Source organism: Methylophaga sp. F7 (assembly GCF_056863975.1).
The window spans coordinates 430002-445944 of record NZ_CM166511.1 but is presented as its reverse complement, the minus strand read 5'-3'; the positions used below and the strand labels follow the sequence as shown (position 1 = coordinate 445944).

Below are 15943 nucleotides of genomic sequence, written 5' to 3'. Positions count from 1 at the left end.
TTTAAAGCTTGTATTTCTCCATACGATAACGCATTGCCATACGGGTTAATCCAAGCTGTCTGGCCGCTCTGGAAACATTACCTGAACTTCGGTTCAAAGCCGTTTCCAGTAAATATTTTTCCACCTGATCAAGTGTCATTTTTTCGAACTTGGAGCCCCCTTGTTCGTCTTGGTTGTCACGGCCAAATGCTTTCAATGACAAATCATCAGATTCGATGACACTCTGTTTACAGAGCATTACGGCTCGCTCCAAAACATTCTCCAGTTCGCGGATATTACCAGGCCAATCATATTGTTGCATTTCACGCATTGCATCATATGCAAGTCTTGGTTGTTCGACGCCATAACGTTTGGCAAATTGCTCGATAAAAAACTGTGCAAGTTCCGCTATATCCTGTTGGCGTAACCGCAGCGGTGGCAGCTTAATCTCTACAACATTTAACCGAAAATACAAATCAGCTCGAAACTCGCCCGAAATCACCAATTGATGAAGGTCGCGATTGGTCGTAGCAATAATATGGGAATTCACCGAAATTTCTTTGGTGGATCCCAGTCTGCGAAGCTGTCTACGCTCTATGACATTCAGCAGTTTGGTTTGAGTAGATAACGATAATTCTGCAATTTCATCCAGTAATAACGTCCCATCCTCAGCGACTTCAATCAAACCGGGACGAGCAGGAGAGTTGGTTTCAAGGGTGCTGGGTGACTGACCGAATAATTCAGCTTCGATTGAAGCTTCCGGTAATGCAGCACAATCGACTTGGACAAAAGGCCGATTATGCCGCTGACTTATTTGATGAAAATACCTGGCTAGAACGCCTTTGCCACTACCTGTCTCTCCGGTAATTAATACGACAGGAGTAGTATCCTTATTTTTATCCATGAGCTCAGAGAGCTGTTTTGCCTGCTGCCGAATAGCTAGGATTTCCTGACTAGTACCAATCAAATTAATTGGTTTGTGAGTCTTTTGTTCACGCTGTTCAGAATAATGTAACTGAAGACTGATAGCGTGATTGTGAACCACCTTCTCAATCGTCATCATCAGTTCATCCAAATCCACCGGCTTTTTGAGATAATCTGAGGCGCCGAATTTCATTGCATTAACCGCGTCTTCCAGCTCGCCATAAGCAGTCATCATGACCACAGGCAAGTTCTGCAGTGGATGTCCTGACACACGAATTTCAGCCAGTAAATCCAGGCCATTGCCATCAGGTAACCTGACATCCAATAGCAATACATCGATTGATTCCTGACGTAACAGTTTTTTTCCATCACTGATGTTATCGGCAATTTTGGCTTGATGACCTTCCCGTTCCAGCCGTCGTTTAACCGATTTCGCAAACAGGCTTTCGTCCTCAATTAATACAAAATTAAGCATGTAACATCCTATTGACGAGTCAGCGTTTTATCCAGGTGCAAGGTCAGTGAAACTCGCGCTCCACCCTCCGGAATATTTTCAAAAATCAAATCGCCCTGATGCTGTTTAACCACTTTCTGAGCAAAAGGAATACCCAGTCCGCAATTCAGCTTTTTATGCATTTGGCTGGTCTCTGCCTGAGGCGTTTCGCTAAAACCCGGTCCTTGATCTTCAATCTGCAATCCAATTAGCTGAGGTTTTTCCCAATAATGAATATGAATGGTTGAATTAATGGGTGACACTTCAATTGCATTTTGAATCAAATTGAAAATAGCCTGCTCCATCAGATTATTATCTATATTAATCAGCCTGGCCTCTTGCTGCCAGCCATGACGATTTACATGGATGTATTTATCATTGAGTTGCAGGGCTGTCAGGGATAAAGCATTATCGGTGAGTTCGGTGAGTGTCGCCTCAACAAGATTGGGTTTTAACGGGTGCAGGTACATCAGTAGCGAGGTGACCCAGTTTTCCAGTCGATCTACCGCAATGATAATGTCTTTCAGCACGACTCGACCTTCTTCATTCGCTTCTTCGATAGAGACTTGTGCGGCCGCACGGATCCCTGCAAGAGGATTGCGTATATTATGAGCGACCAAAGGCACTAGTTCGCCTAATGCGGCTTGTTTTTTGGTTTCTATCAATTTGTCACGATTACTGGCCAATTCGTCAGCCATGCTGTTAATAGCCTGCGAAAGTCTTTGCAGTTCGTCGACACCTGTTAACGGAATATGATGATGAAAATCGCCGGTACTGATTATTTTGGCACCTTGGGTAACATTACGTAGTGGCGCCAGCATATTTCGACGGACAAACCATTTGGAGATAATGAGTAGAACTAATGCCAACATAATTGGCAAGGCTTCGCTGAGCAGCATTTTGCCAAACATCCGTTCATCAGAGTCAGTTAACTGCTGCTGTTGCTGTTGAAGATAGTGCTCGATATCGCTGAAAACCATTTCAAGTTGCTGAAAGGTTTGCTGTTCAAGCTGTTCATCTAACCAGAGTTTGTCATCATTGCTCAGTTTATCGTTATTCAGGAAACGTCGGGTTTCCTGATAAAACTTGTTATAGGCATATTCAATTCTGACGATCAAAAGCGCTTCGTCTGGCGAGCTCGAAAGCGCTTTTAAACGAGTTAGATAAGAATTAATCTGATCAACAAATTGGTAATATTGTTCTACTGCAAGCTCATCATTTAGAAAAACAACATCAAAGACTTCTTTTAGCTGACGATAAAGATCACCACGTAAATGTTGTACATGAGTATTGATTGAACTTAAACGCAGCGACTCTTCTGAACTTTTCTGCCAGACAAGTGCCCAGTTAAAGCTCATTAAGGCTGTCATGATAATTAACACCACAAAGCTGAGCTCATGGAACCTTAAGGCACCTTGAATGGATTGGAGTTTTTTTAAAAGTCTTTTCATTAAAAAAACGGGCACGAAGGCCCGTTTCATAAATTGTTACCTATCCGTTACTGGGGTTCAAAACCGGTAAATGTGACTTTTTCCTCAACCAGGACTGGGTCACCTTCTTTCCAGTTTTTACCGTCTGGCACAACAGTTTTTAATTGATAAATCTCACCAGGAATTTCTTCCGACATAGTAAAAATATAATATTTGGAAGAATACAATTTATAACGATCATTCTTGGGATCTTTGATATACGGCTGCACGATGTATTGCCATGCTTTTACTTTCTTGCCGTTGTAGTCCACTTCAATTTGCTTCTTGTCAGCCCCTTCAGCAAAAGACCAACGAAGCAGCCGTTGAAAATAACGCCACTCCCCCCTGTTAACCGATTCATTTCATGAATGTCATATTCCAGAAACAAAACAAAGACACTATTACCCCGTTGGTCCAGGCGTGGTTCGTAGGGGCGTTTATTCTCGCCGGTAAAAAACTCAAAATAGGTATCTGCACGACCAGTATTACGAATATTATTGACCATCATTTCAATCGTGTCAGTGCGGTCCCCATCAACAAAACTGGTTTTAGAAAATTTATATTTCAGCACTCCCGGCTGATCAATATTTTTTAAATGCGCTTTATCAAATAACTCATTATTGATTTCTGACATGCCCGGCGCTGCAAACGCTTTGCCACTTATCAGCAATATTAATCCGAACAAAAAAACGATGTATTGGTTTGTCTTCACTGTTTGTTACCTCATGAATTTTTATAGGTGTTATGCTTAAATTCTTATATTCCAATTTATTATTTTTATTTGCTTATGACTCTACTTGAACGCCTAAAGATTCCCGCAATTGTGATTTCATGCGTATTACTTATTATCGCATGCCAGTCGGCAAACACTAATCGAATACTTGAAAAAAACAGTCCATATAATTATCAAGACACACTGGTAAATCTGGACATAGCCATCTCCGAGTATAATTACCGGATAATTCATAAAAGCGAAATTGGTTCTGCGATCCGTGAACGTGGCGATAAAAACTTCCCGTTATCTACTGTCATTAGCTTTTGTAATATTACCCACGCAAAAGAAATGATGTTGATTAATGAACAACTTATCAATGATATGCCCTGCATCATTACTGTTAGGGAAAGCAACAGTGGGGTGATTATTGGCACCAGATTAATGGATGAAAACGTGTCTGATAAAGATCAGGCAAGTTTTGCCGCCCGGATTAATGATGATCTGAAAAAAATAATAGAGGCTACTGTTTTGTAGCCTCTATTTTTCAGATATTGATTTAGTCCAACAGTGTATTAATCGTCATCATCCTTACGCGGTCTTTTCGCGGGAGTCGGACTAACGTTTTCCAAAGATGGTAAATTGTATTCAGCAATAATGGCATCAATCTCATCTTTATTCTGATCGATAAATTTATTCAGTAATTTATTCCAGTCTCTATTCGAATAACGAGTTGCCATACTGAAGCTGAATACATGCAACTGACCCAGTTCATTTAATGGATTTACCGTAATAGGCACATCCGATACCTTGGCATAGTAACCGGCTATTGGTCCCCACATCGGGATAACATCAATTTTACCAGCCGCTAAATCCTCTATCGCTCTACCTGGGCTTTCATTTACATCACCGCTCATCAATTGGTAATAAACAATATTCTCCCCCAAGCCCATATCAATTAAAGCTTTGGTAGAAATGGCACGATCAAACAAACCAATTTTTAAGGGTCCATGTTTTTCATTTACCTCTTTTAAATCTGACAGCTTAGTAATTTCATAACCTTCGCCACTCCGATAGGCAATCGCTTCAATAGAGCTGAAATACGGTTTGGTGGGTAATAGAAAATCCGTGTGTTCGGGAACGCTCATGGCGAGATCACACATATAGCCACCACGTTCGGGATGTTCTTTTTTAATCGTGTTACGTGAAAAACCGATGCGTTGTGGGAACCAGTAATATTCAACCGGAATTCCTAATTTTTCACCTAATAGTTCAGCAATTTTATTATCGAAACCTTCCTTGTTTTTATTGGAATAGGGCATATTGTTAGGATCCGCGCAGACCCTTAATACTTCTTGTCCCTGAATTGGCTTCAAATCTTCAGCATTAACTGCAAACGAGGCACCCAGTAGAGCAGACGCCAGGATTGCCCATTTTTGTAGTTTTATCATTCTCTCTTCCTTATTGCTTATGGGAATTTGTAAGACATTTCCTATGCCGTTTTTGTTCAAAAAAAACCCGGCATCTTTAAAAGATACCGGGTTTTAGGGTTTAACTTAAGTATATTTTTTAATACTTAATTGGTCTTACAGGCTAAATACGCTCAGAACACCACCCAGGTTAGTCCAGCTAGACAGTGCACGATATGCACCAACTGCGCCCAGACCGTCTGAATCATTTTCCAAACTTGGGATAGCCATACCGATACCAGCCCAACCACCTACACCAGACAGGATAGAAATATACTGTTTGTTGTTGTGTTTGTAGGTATTAACGTTACCGATAATGCCTGATGGAGTTTTAAATCTCCACAGTTCACGACCTGATTGGGCATCAACTGCTTTCAGGTAACCTTCCAGCGTTCCGTAGAACACTACATCAGAGGCAGTTGCCAAAGCACCTGACCAGACTGAGAAGCGCTCTGGGTTTGACCAGACGATTTTACCTTCACGAGCATCCCAGGCAATGAAGTTACCCAAGTGTGTATCACCTTCTGGTGGGTACATGCTCAATGTCGCACCAACGTATGGTTGACCCGCTACGTATTCAACTTCGAATGGTTCGTAGTCCATGCAAACATGGTTGGTTGGGACGTAGAACAGACCGGTACGTGGTGAATAAGCCGCTGGCTGTTGATCTTTTGTACCCAAAGCTGCTGGGCAGATACCAGTGGTGTTAACGTCTTCACCGTTACGTGCAGTTGAGTATTTCGCTACACGATCATGCAGACCGGTTTTCAGGTTCACGCCGTTTGACCAGTTAACCGCTGGGTCATATTTTTCAGCAACCAGCAATTCACCTGAAGCACGATCCATGGTGTATGCAAAACCGTTACGGTCAAAGTGAACGGCAGTTTTACGCATTTTGCCATTAACTTTTTGGTCAGCCAGGATAACTTCGTTAACGCCGTCATAATCCCACTCATCGTAAGGCGTCATTTGGTAAACCCATTTCGCCATACCGGTGTCTAAATCACGACCGAATAGAGACATTGACCACTTGTTATCGCCTGGACGTTGTACAGGGTTCCAGGTAGATGGGTTACCTGTACCGTAATAGAACATGTTCAGGTCAGGGTCATATGAATACCAACCCCAAGTAGTACCACCACCGATTTTCCATTGATCACCCTGCCAAGTTTTCAAAGAAGAATCTTTGCCAACTGGTTTCAGCATGGAAGTGGTTTTTTCTGGGTCAATTAACATTTCTTCGTCAGGACCGGTGCTGTACGCTTTGTACTGCACGTTACCATCTAAGTCATATGCTTGAACGTAACCACGAACACCAAATTCACCGCCTGAAATACCGACAATGATTTTGTCATCAAAAACGTGGGCAGCAGCTGTGCTGGTTGCACCTACTTTTGGATCGTCACGTTTGTCAGACCAAACAACTTCACCTGTTTCCATGTCCAATGCCACCAGAGTGGTATCAGCTTGGTTCAGGAAGATTTTGCCATCGCCATAAGACAGACCACGGTTAACGGTATCACAGCACATGACTGGTACAGTTTCATCGTAGTTTTGTTTTGGCTCATATTTCCATTTGATGGCGCCATCGTTGTTCAAATCCAGTGCGAAAACGATGTTTGGAAACGCTGTATGAACGTACATAGTGTCGTCCATGACCAAAGCATTACCTTCGTGGCCACGTAAAACACCAGTTGAGAAAGACCAAGCCATGTTCAAATCTTTGACGTTGTCTTTCGTGATTTGAGTCAGTTCGCTGTAACGCGTATTGGCATAGTCACCAGCGGGCATAACCCAGTTATTGTCATTTTTTTGCATTTCAAGGAGCTCATCTGCAGCCACCAGACCTGGTGCTGCTAATCCCATCATTGCAATTGATAATGTTTTCAGCTTCATAAAGTTGTCCTCTATTGCTTTTTAGTTTTGTACGTCACGATTTGTTCGGATGAACCTCATGCGTATGACGAACCATAATCCGACTTCCCGGGTTCGTCAAGAACTTTACACAACTTTTTTATGAGTATTTCCATCTTATTTTCGGGAAGATTTTCCCGACAACTTAAGCTTTTGAAATTTAACAACTTTATTTTTTTGCTAAAAATCAGGCATGATCTTTGATCCAGCTAATTGCACACTGAATAGCGGTGAGTGCGCGCTCTCGACCATAGAGCTCTAAAGTCGCATCCAAGGAAGGAGAAATCGTATTTCCTGTTATCGCAACCCGTATTGGCTGTGCCACTTTGCCCATACCAACTTCATGTTTGTCAGCACAGTTCTTGATGACTGAATGAATCGGTTCAGCCAGCCAATCTTTGAGCTCAGTCAATTCTGCCAATACGGCTTCTAATAATGGCAAGCTGGCTTCAGTCAGATTTTTCTGTGCAGCTTTTTCATCATAGGCATCCACATCGCGATAAAAATACACGCTAGACTCTGCCATCTCTTTAAGCGTCTTGGCACGTTCCTGCAGCAATACCACAACATCAACCAAAGCTGGACCATCAGTAGGATCAATACCTAACTCTCCCATATGCCAGCTGAGGTGCTGTGCAACATGTTCTGGCTCGCTGGTTTTGATGTAATGTTGATTTAACCAGAGTAATTTATCGGTATTAAAGCTTGAGGCAGCTTTATTGACGTCTTGAATATCAAATAGCTGGGTCATTTCCGCTAAGGAAAAGATTTCCTGATCACCGTGCGACCAGCCTAATCTGACTAAATAATTCAATAACGCTTCGGGAAGATATCCTGCATCCCGATAACTCATCACACTGACGGCACCATGCCGCTTGGAAAGTCTAGCTCCATCGTCACCCAAGATCATTGGGACATGTGCAAATACGGGTGGTTTAGCACCCAAAGCTTTAAAAATATTGATTTGTCGTGGTGAGTTGTTTAAATGATCATCACCACGTATTACGTGGGTCATCTGCATATCCAGATCATCTACGACCACTGTTAGATTATAAGTAGGTGTGCCGTCTGGACGAGCAATAATTAAATCATCCAGTTCACTGTTTTCAAAAACAACATTGCCACGGATCGCATCTTCAACAACCACTTGACCAACGGTAGGGTTTTTAAAACGAATCACCGGCTCAACACCTTCGCGAGGAGTTGTTATATGGCGGCACCGACCGTCATAGCGAGGTTTCTGCTTATTGGCGCGCTGCTCTTCACGCATTGCTTCCAGTTCGTCTTTACTGCAATAACAGTAATAAGCATCGCCCTGATCCATTAGTTGCTGGATAATTTCCTTGTAACGATCAAAACGTTGCGTTTGATAAAACGGGCCTTCGTCATAATCCAACCCCATCCATGTCATGCCTTCGAGAATCGCGTTCACTGATTCAGCTGATGAGCGTTCGATATCGGTATCTTCAATCCTTAATACAAAACGACCGCCATGTTTTCTGGCATATAGCCATGAAAAGAGTGCGGTACGGGCCCCGCCTACATGTAGATATCCTGTTGGGCTGGGTGCAAAACGCGTACGAATTGTCATAATCAAAAGTTCTCTGCTAGCTATGTGGATGTATTGCGATAAAGTGCGTTATTGTAACAGTTCAGACGCTGACAATTAGTGAGTCATCAACATGCGTATATTAATTTCCTTTCTATCTATTACTGTTTCATCCTTTGCCTTTGCCAGCAGTCTTCAGGCAGACAGCTATAAGGTGCAGCAGGTTGCTGAAGGTATTTTTTACCACCAGGGCAGCCACCAAGAAGCGGATGCTGAGAATCTGGGCGCCATTGCCAATGTTGGTTTTATCATTGGTGAGCAATGCATTGCCGTCATCGATAGCGGCGGCAGTTTTCAGGAAGGTAAGTTATTGCGTAAAACCATCCGCCAGCATAGTGACTTGCCGATCTGTTATGTCATCAATACCCATGTGCACCCGGATCATATTTTAGGAAATGCAGCTTTTAAGACCGATAAGCCGGAATTTGTTGGTCACGAAAAATTACCGGCTGCAATGGCCAGTCGACAGCAACACTTTGCCAGACAGTTTTCGGAGATTTTGGGTGATGCCTACAAAGGCACCGAGTTTATCGAAGCGAAGACCCTGGTTAAGGTTGGGTCACCATTAACATTGGATCTTGGTAACCGACCACTGATTTTAACCGCATTTACCACGGCGCATACTGATCATGATTTAACCGTTTATGATGAAAAAACCAGTACATTATGGACCGGCGATTTATTATTCGTTGAACGTATTCCGGCCTTGGATGGCAGTATTAACGGCTGGATTGATGCCCTTGATACCTTAATTGAACATGATGCGACAATGATCATTCCTGGTCACGGCACAGCTTTTAACGGTGAAAACTCAAAAGGCTGGCAGGATTTACTGCGCTATCTGACCACCGTACGTGAAGAGATTAGGGTCATCATTAATGATCTGGGAACCATTGAACAAGCCATTGACTCGGTAGGCACGCAAGAAGCTGAAAAGTGGAAACTTTTTGAAGAATATCATCGTCGAAATGTTACCGCTGCTTTTGTAGAACTAGAGTGGGAATAATAATTATTAGGAGAGCGAAAATGATGGGGCGAAATACATTTTTTGGGCTGTATTTGCAGTTTTTATGAGTCATAGCTTCATTGCAAATGCTGCAACAGCTGAAGAGGATTTATGGTCAGCGCTTAAACAAACCTATTTTGGTGATCGTGAAATTCATGAAAATGCCGATGATGTTTTGATCCTTGAAGCGCCTACCCGGGCTGAAGATGCTGCCATTGTTCCAATCAGTGTCAAATCGGTTCAGCCACAGACTGCTGAGAGATACATTAAAAACATACATATCATCATTGATAAAAACCCGATGCCGTATTCTGCGAATTTCCATTTATCACCGACACTGGGTGATATTGATATCGCTACACGGGTCAGGGTCGATCAGTACACCGATATGCGGGCTATTGCAGAAATGAATGATGGTTCTTTGCATATGGTGTCAAAATTTGTCAAAGCCTCAGGAGGATGTAGTGCTCCTGCAGGTAAAGACATGGAAGCCGCTATGGCTCGACTGGGCAAAATGCAGATTCGTATGCGAGAAGCCAACATTGGCGAAACAACAAAGGCACAGGTAGTTGTAAGTCACCCGAATAATAGTGGCTTACAGTTTGATCAAAAAACCCGTGGCTATATTCCACCGCATTATGTGAAAGAAATCATCATAGATTTTGATGATGAAAACCTGATTACACTTGAGGCTGGCATTTCTATAAGTGAAGACCCAAGTATCCGGTTTAGCTTCACGCCGCAAAAACATGGTGTGTTAAAAGCGATGGTGAATGACACTAAAGAAATGACTTACAGCATGGATAAACAAATATAGCGGACATTTTCACTACGCACATCCATAAAAAAAGGCCGTTTTAAACGGCCTTTTTCTTGTCGCTGATATCAGTCAGAAATTATTGGATTCGACATTCTTTATAAGCTGAAGCCGAGACTTCTTCGTATTTATCTATACCGCCACTTAAACCTTTATCATCGCGGAACTGTGCCCCTTTGTCTGCTGGCATATTTTGGTACATATAAGCGGTGTTGACATCTTCGAACTCAGTCTGAGTAAAAGCTTCATCAAGTTTGTCCACTACGCATGAACATTTATGCACACCTTCATAGACGTTTAAATTTGTATTTGCCTGCATACAATCATTGACGTATTGCACCTTAGTCACCGTTGAAAAATCCATATGGTCATCGGCAATAGCGGAGGCACTTAACATGGTCATACTGGCAAACAGGACTGTCAGACTGGTTTTCTTCATTCTCTACTCCTAAAATTTTATTATATGGTGCTGCTGTGACTGGTAATTTGGAAGACAAGTTCCTACACATGAACAGGATATTGCCACTTTAACGTATTGCCAATCAAACTTTTTGATAGAGCATAATGGCAGTTTAATTTCCTCACAGAAACAACATAGGGTAAAATCCAGCGTTTATTTATCTCACATCAAGCCATGCTAAACGCAGGAGAACATGATGAAAAAATTACTGCTTCATCTCGATACTGATACCGTCGCGAGCACATTTGATCAAGCTGTTGCCTATGACTCCGGCGTGGATAATATTATCGCGCATGGTGGAGCAACGCGTGACAATGTCACCTCTCATGTTCATGGCATGATTTTTACCCGCGGTGGAAAGAACCTGAAAAACAGCGCAATTTTTATCGGTGGTTCAAATGTAGCTTCCAGTGAGCTTGTCGGTGAAGCTGTAAAAAAAGCATTCTTTGGCCCCGTTCGAGTTTCGGTCATGCTGGATCCAAATGGGTCTAATACCACCGCAGCAGCAATTGCCCGAAAAGTAATGACTGACTACGATATTACCGGCAAAAATGTAGCGATTCTTGGGGCAGGACCTGTGGGACAACGAACTGCCTTGTACCTGTTAAAAGAGGGTGCAAGCAAAGTCACCCTAACCTGCCGTAGTATGGCGCGAAGCAAAGCCACTGTTGAACATATGAAAAAAGCCTATGGGGTTGATGTGATTCCCGGTGAAACACGGAGTGATGAAGCCGTTGCTGCATTACTTAAAGACGCCCATGTGGCTATTGCTGCCGGTCCGGCTGGTGTTTGTATTGTCCCCGAGGCTACCTGGACTGCTAGCAAAACGCTCGAAGTGATTGCTGATGTTAATGCGGTTCCACCGTTGGGTGTCGAAGGTATGGAAGTGATGGATAATGGGACGGAAAAACAGGGAGTGCGTTTTTACGGTGCTATTGCGATTGGTAACTTTAAAATGAAGGTACATCGAGGAGCAGTGGCATCACTGTTTGACACCAATGACTTGTTTTTGGACGAAACCACTATCTACGATATCGCCTGTAAAATTGATAACGCCTAGTGATAGCAATGCAACAACCGGTTTCACCTGTTAAGCTTCAGACGATTTGTATACAGGCTCCGGCAAGACTCCACCTAGGTTTTCTGGATCTAAATGGCGGCTTAGGCCGTCATTTTGGCAGTATCGGTTTGGCAGTAGATAGTCACTATACTAAACTCAGCCTTACTGATTCTGATGATCAGCCCCCTCAGCACCCCCTGTTACAGACTCTATTCGTAACAAAATCACTAAACTGATTAATCAGTTTTATCTCACGTTAGGATCGAATATCCCGACTGATTTACGCCAACTCAACCTCACCATTCACTCATTGATTCCAGAACATGCGGGGCTCGGCTCAGGCACTCAGCTCGCTCTGGTCATTGGTCAGATACTGGCGAACCATCATCAGCTGGATATTCCCACCGCAAAAATTGCTCTGGCAATGGATCGTGGAAAGCGATCAGGAATTGGGATCAGTACCTTTGATACCGGTGGTTTTGTAGTAGATGCGGGCTTAGGGCCTAACTCACAGACACCGGTCAGATTATTTCAGCAGGACTTCCCCTCTCAGTGGCGACTGGTGATGTTGATGGATAAAAGCCATCAGGGCATTCATGGTCAAACTGAAATCCAGGCATTTCAGCAATTGCCAACGTTCCCTTTACAGCACTGCCAGCGTATTTGTCACCTGACGTTGATGCAGCTACTCCCCGCATTAATTGAGCAGGATATTCAATTATTCGGTTCCGCCGTGAGCGAAATTCAAGCCCTGATTGGTCAACATTTTGCCCCAGCACAAGGTGGCCAGTACACCAGCAATGCCATAGCCGTCTTAATGGAACACTGCAAGTCCCTTGGATTTACTGGCATGGCACAAAGCTCATGGGGTCCAACATCCTGCGTATTTACCGAGAGTCAGTCTCAGGCGGATCAGCTTATCGACGAGCTACGTGGCGTGATTGACGCAGATCCTCAATTGCAGAATATTGAATTAATCAGTGCTGCTGGCGTTAATAAGGGTGCTGGCATTACAATCGACGGCAAAACTTTACATTTTAATAAACAGTGAGGGATTAACATGTCCAAGCGCTCCATCATTCATATGCTCAACCCTATGAAACAAAACAGTCCGTTTGATATCAACATGGCATTGGATGCCGGTTATGACATCATCATGCCTTACAACAATGTTGAGTTGAAAGAGGTGGCAGGCTTAACACAAGATGCTATTTTTTCCCGTGGCCCTGCTGGTGTAAAAAAGACGGGTATGTTTATCGGCGGAAGAGATATTGGGCTGGCGATGGATATGCTTGATGCAGCCAAGTCTGCAATGGTCCCCCCATTCGAAATTCCAGTATTTGCTGATCCAAGTGGCGCTTTTACCACTGCAGCGGCGTTGGTGGCCTGTGTCGAACGTGAATTAAAGAAACATTTCAAGCAGGATTACAAAGGTTGTAAAGCAGTTGTTTTCGGCGGTACCGGTCCAGTGGGACTTGCCACCGCAGTAATTGCGGCACTACAAGGTGCTGAAACCACTATTGTTGATCACTTTTCACTGGATACAGCCCTGCAGTTTTCTGATGAGGCCCGTAAACGTTACGGTGTGAGCTTACGAGCCACCACTGCAGCATCTGACGCAGATAAAGCCCGTCTGTTAAGTGATGCTGATGTGGTTTTCTGTGCAGCTAAAGCTGGTATTCAGGTATTGAATGCTTCAGTACTGAGCGATGCTAAAAAGCTTAAAGTGGCCGGCGATGTGAACGCCGTTGCACCTTTGGGGATTGAAGGTGTCGAGTTAATGGATAACGGCGAACCGCTGAAATTTGCCCCACAATGCCCAAATGCTGTCGGTATCGGTGCACTTGCAGTTGGTAATGTGAAATATAAACTGCAGCAAGCATTACTCAGAGAAACACTGGAAAGTGATAAACCTGTTTATCTGGATTTCCGTAATGCCTTTGAAGGTGCTCGTAAACTGGTTTAAGCATAGAAAGTACAGGAGCCAGTAATGGCTGAACATCCGAGGCTCCTGTTGATCGTTGCACAAAGCGCAAGAATGCTGGCGCAATCGGCTAGACGGGAGGGTTATACCCTCCGTGTAGCTGATTGCTTTGCTGACATTGATACTCTCGACGCTGCGGATAGATTTCTGAAACTATCTGCGTTGGATAACCTTGAAGCACATCAATGGCTACAGACTATTATTACCTTAAGTGATGATGAGCCATGCTGGTTAATCTGTGGCACCGGTGTCGAGCGTTTTTATCCTGCTCTTTCACAGTTACCCGCTCATATAAAATTTGCAGGCCCCTCATATGAGTGCTTTGAGCAGATTTGCCTCCCTGAAAAATGGATTGCAATACTGGAAAAATTATCTTTACCGCATCCGCCAACAACATTCCAAAAACCCCAGGCGGCAAATAGTAAATGGCTAGCCAAATCGGCTGCCAGTTGGGGAGGAACACACATTGTTGAAGCAAATTTGGTAGCAGAAAGTCCCGACCGATATTATCAGCAATATATTGAGGGCATCAGTGGGTCAGTGCTGTTTCTGGCTGCAGCAGATGACATTCAGTTATTACTTTTCAATGAGCAATTTCCTGTTAATCTCAGCCTGTATAACTTCAGTCTAAACGCTATCTCAAGTGGCCTTCAAATTGACTTAAAACAACAAAGCTTTCTCCATCAGACACTACAAAAACTGACCGAACATCTGTCGTTAATCGGTTTGATGTCATTGGATTTTATACTCACGCCATCAGGTGAAATTTTTCTGCTGGAGCTGAATCCACGTCCTACCGCTTCCTGTCAGTTATTGCCGGATCATGCTCCCATTATCAGTTGGCAGTTGATGAGTTTGACGGGTGTTATGCCTGAAACAGCGGTTGAACTTACTGCAAAAAAACGAATCTTATGGTTTTGTTTTGCCCCGGAACAAATCAATATCCCGGAGGATTTTGACTGGCCAGAGTATTGCCATGACTTGCCTGCCGGAGGAAGTGTTATCGATAAAGGTGACATCATTTGCAGTTTAATGCTGGACGAAACCGAGCAGAATAATGCTCATCGCCTGGCCACTATCTTGGTTCAAAATTTAGTGGTTGCCGCTTGAAAACAGCCCATTGCTGACCCATATTACTGACAACTTAATTTCAAGGAATCTCGAATGAAACGAATCATGTTGTACCTTGCCACCAATATTGCGGTGTTAGCGGTATTAAGCGTGACAATGCGACTGCTCGGTATTGATAGTCTTTTGGATGAGCAAGGTTCTGGTTTAGATATGACTTCCTTGCTTATTTTTGCGGGAATTATTGGCTTCAGCGGTTCATTCATTTCTCTGGCTATTTCCAAATGGACAGCAAAACGCCTGACCGGCGCAGAAGTAATTACTTCACCCAAAAATCAAACTGAAAAGTGGTTGGTGGATACTGTGTCACGTCAGGCACAACAGGCAGGAATAGGCATGCCTGAAGTAGCCATTTATCAATCACCGCAACCCAATGCTTTTGCCACCGGCATGAATCGTAACAATGCCCTGGTCGCGGTCAGTAGTGGGTTGATGCAATCGATGACACAGGATGAAGTAGAAGCTGTTTTGGCACATGAAGTCAGTCATGTAGCGAATGGCGATATGGTGACCATGGCGTTGATTCAAGGTGTGGTGAATACATTTGTTATCGTATTATCCAGAGTGATTGGCCATCTGGTGGACCGGACGGTTTTCAAAACCGAACGAGGACATGGTCCAGCTTTCTGGATTACCTCAATCATTGCTGAATTAGTGCTGGGTATTCTCGCCAGTATTATCGTGATGTGGTTCAGTCGTCAGCGGGAGTTTCGTGCCGATGCCGGCGCAGCAAGGCTGGTTGGCTCGGGAAAAATGATTGCTGCCTTACAACGCCTGGCAGGCACTGCCGAAGAGGCTTTACCTGATCAATTACATGCATTTGGTATTTCAGGTGGACGTGCAGGGATTTCGGCATTATTTATGACGCATCCTCCACTTGAAAAACGGATTGAAGCATTACGTTCCGGTCGTATTTAAG

Annotated in this window: 16 protein-coding genes; 8 read left to right on the top strand and 8 right to left on the bottom strand. The window is 43.6% G+C overall.

Going from position 1 to position 15943, the window contains the following annotated elements:
* Position 1: 1 nt before the first annotated feature.
* The 4 genes from AC08OG_RS02255 to AC08OG_RS02240 are packed head-to-tail and all read right to left on the bottom strand — an operon-like array spanning position 2 to position 3577.
* Complete coding sequence (locus AC08OG_RS02255) at positions 2-1378, bottom strand: sigma-54-dependent transcriptional regulator (RefSeq protein ID WP_482929991.1); 1377 nt, start codon at positions 1376-1378, stop codon at positions 2-4.
* An 8-nt stretch (positions 1379-1386) separates the two neighbouring features.
* Entirely contained in the window at positions 1387-2847 is a 1461-nt protein-coding gene (locus AC08OG_RS02250) for a sensor histidine kinase (protein WP_482929990.1), read from the bottom strand.
* 47 nt (positions 2848-2894) lie between these two features.
* A complete protein-coding gene (locus AC08OG_RS02245; protein ID WP_482929989.1) occupies positions 2895-3137 on the bottom strand; it encodes a hypothetical protein in 243 nt (80 codons plus the stop codon).
* Positions 3113-3577: a hypothetical protein gene (locus AC08OG_RS02240; RefSeq protein WP_482929988.1), complete on the bottom strand. Its 465-nt coding sequence runs from the start codon at positions 3575-3577 to the stop codon at positions 3113-3115. Before AC08OG_RS02240 ends, AC08OG_RS02245 begins: the two co-directional genes overlap by 25 nt.
* A 75-nt stretch (positions 3578-3652) precedes the next feature.
* Between AC08OG_RS02240 and AC08OG_RS02235 the strand changes: the two genes are divergently transcribed.
* Entirely contained in the window at positions 3653-4114 is a 462-nt protein-coding gene (locus AC08OG_RS02235; RefSeq protein ID WP_439502945.1) for a DUF302 domain-containing protein, read from the top strand.
* Between the two features lie 38 nt (positions 4115-4152).
* Here AC08OG_RS02235 and AC08OG_RS02230 read toward each other — a convergent pair whose 3' ends face one another.
* From AC08OG_RS02230 to gltX, 3 genes are all read right to left on the bottom strand, one after another.
* Complete coding sequence (locus AC08OG_RS02230; RefSeq protein WP_292401103.1) at positions 4153-5028, bottom strand: quinoprotein dehydrogenase-associated putative ABC transporter substrate-binding protein; 876 nt, start codon at positions 5026-5028, stop codon at positions 4153-4155.
* Between the two features lie 135 nt (positions 5029-5163).
* Positions 5164-6942 carry a methanol/ethanol family PQQ-dependent dehydrogenase gene (locus tag AC08OG_RS02225; protein WP_482929987.1) on the bottom strand — a complete coding sequence of 593 codons (1779 nt, stop codon included), beginning with the start codon at positions 6940-6942 and terminating at the stop codon, positions 5164-5166.
* A gap of 205 nt (positions 6943-7147) precedes the next feature.
* Entirely contained in the window at positions 7148-8551 is a 1404-nt protein-coding gene (gene gltX / locus AC08OG_RS02220; protein WP_439502947.1) for a glutamate--tRNA ligase, read from the bottom strand.
* Between the two features lie 91 nt (positions 8552-8642).
* On the opposite strand from gltX, the gene AC08OG_RS02215 reads away from it, so the two are divergent.
* Positions 8643-9575: a quinoprotein relay system zinc metallohydrolase 2 gene (locus AC08OG_RS02215; protein ID WP_292400500.1), complete on the top strand. Its 933-nt coding sequence runs from the start codon at positions 8643-8645 to the stop codon at positions 9573-9575.
* A 64-nt stretch (positions 9576-9639) separates the two neighbouring features.
* On the top strand, positions 9640-10392 hold the full coding sequence (locus AC08OG_RS02210) for a quinoprotein dehydrogenase-associated SoxYZ-like carrier (protein ID WP_292400503.1): 753 nt from the start codon (positions 9640-9642) through the stop codon (positions 10390-10392).
* 79 nt (positions 10393-10471) lie between these two features.
* Here the strand turns inward: AC08OG_RS02210 and AC08OG_RS02205 are convergent, their stop codons facing one another.
* Positions 10472-10831: a hypothetical protein gene (locus AC08OG_RS02205; protein ID WP_292354675.1), complete on the bottom strand. Its 360-nt coding sequence runs from the start codon at positions 10829-10831 to the stop codon at positions 10472-10474.
* A gap of 214 nt (positions 10832-11045) precedes the next feature.
* Here AC08OG_RS02205 and AC08OG_RS02200 point away from each other — a divergent pair, with 214 nt between their 5' ends.
* From AC08OG_RS02200 to htpX, 5 genes are all read left to right on the top strand, one after another.
* Positions 11046-11912 (top strand): NAD(P)-dependent methylenetetrahydromethanopterin dehydrogenase, encoded by an 867-nt coding sequence (locus AC08OG_RS02200; protein WP_292411173.1) that lies wholly within the window; start codon positions 11046-11048, stop codon positions 11910-11912.
* A 310-nt stretch (positions 11913-12222) separates the two neighbouring features.
* Complete coding sequence (locus AC08OG_RS02195) at positions 12223-12963, top strand: beta-ribofuranosylaminobenzene 5'-phosphate synthase family protein (protein WP_482929986.1); 741 nt, start codon at positions 12223-12225, stop codon at positions 12961-12963.
* Between the two features lie 9 nt (positions 12964-12972).
* On the top strand, positions 12973-13878 hold the full coding sequence (locus tag AC08OG_RS02190) for an NAD(P)-dependent methylenetetrahydromethanopterin dehydrogenase (protein ID WP_292400512.1): 906 nt from the start codon (positions 12973-12975) through the stop codon (positions 13876-13878).
* 24 nt (positions 13879-13902) lie between these two features.
* On the top strand, positions 13903-15006 hold the full coding sequence (locus tag AC08OG_RS02185; protein WP_482929985.1) for an ATP-grasp domain-containing protein: 1104 nt from the start codon (positions 13903-13905) through the stop codon (positions 15004-15006).
* Positions 15007-15060: 54 nt separating this feature from the next.
* A complete protein-coding gene (htpX, locus tag AC08OG_RS02180; RefSeq protein ID WP_292354666.1) occupies positions 15061-15942 on the top strand; it encodes a protease HtpX in 882 nt (293 codons plus the stop codon).
* Position 15943: the final 1 nt, after the last annotated feature.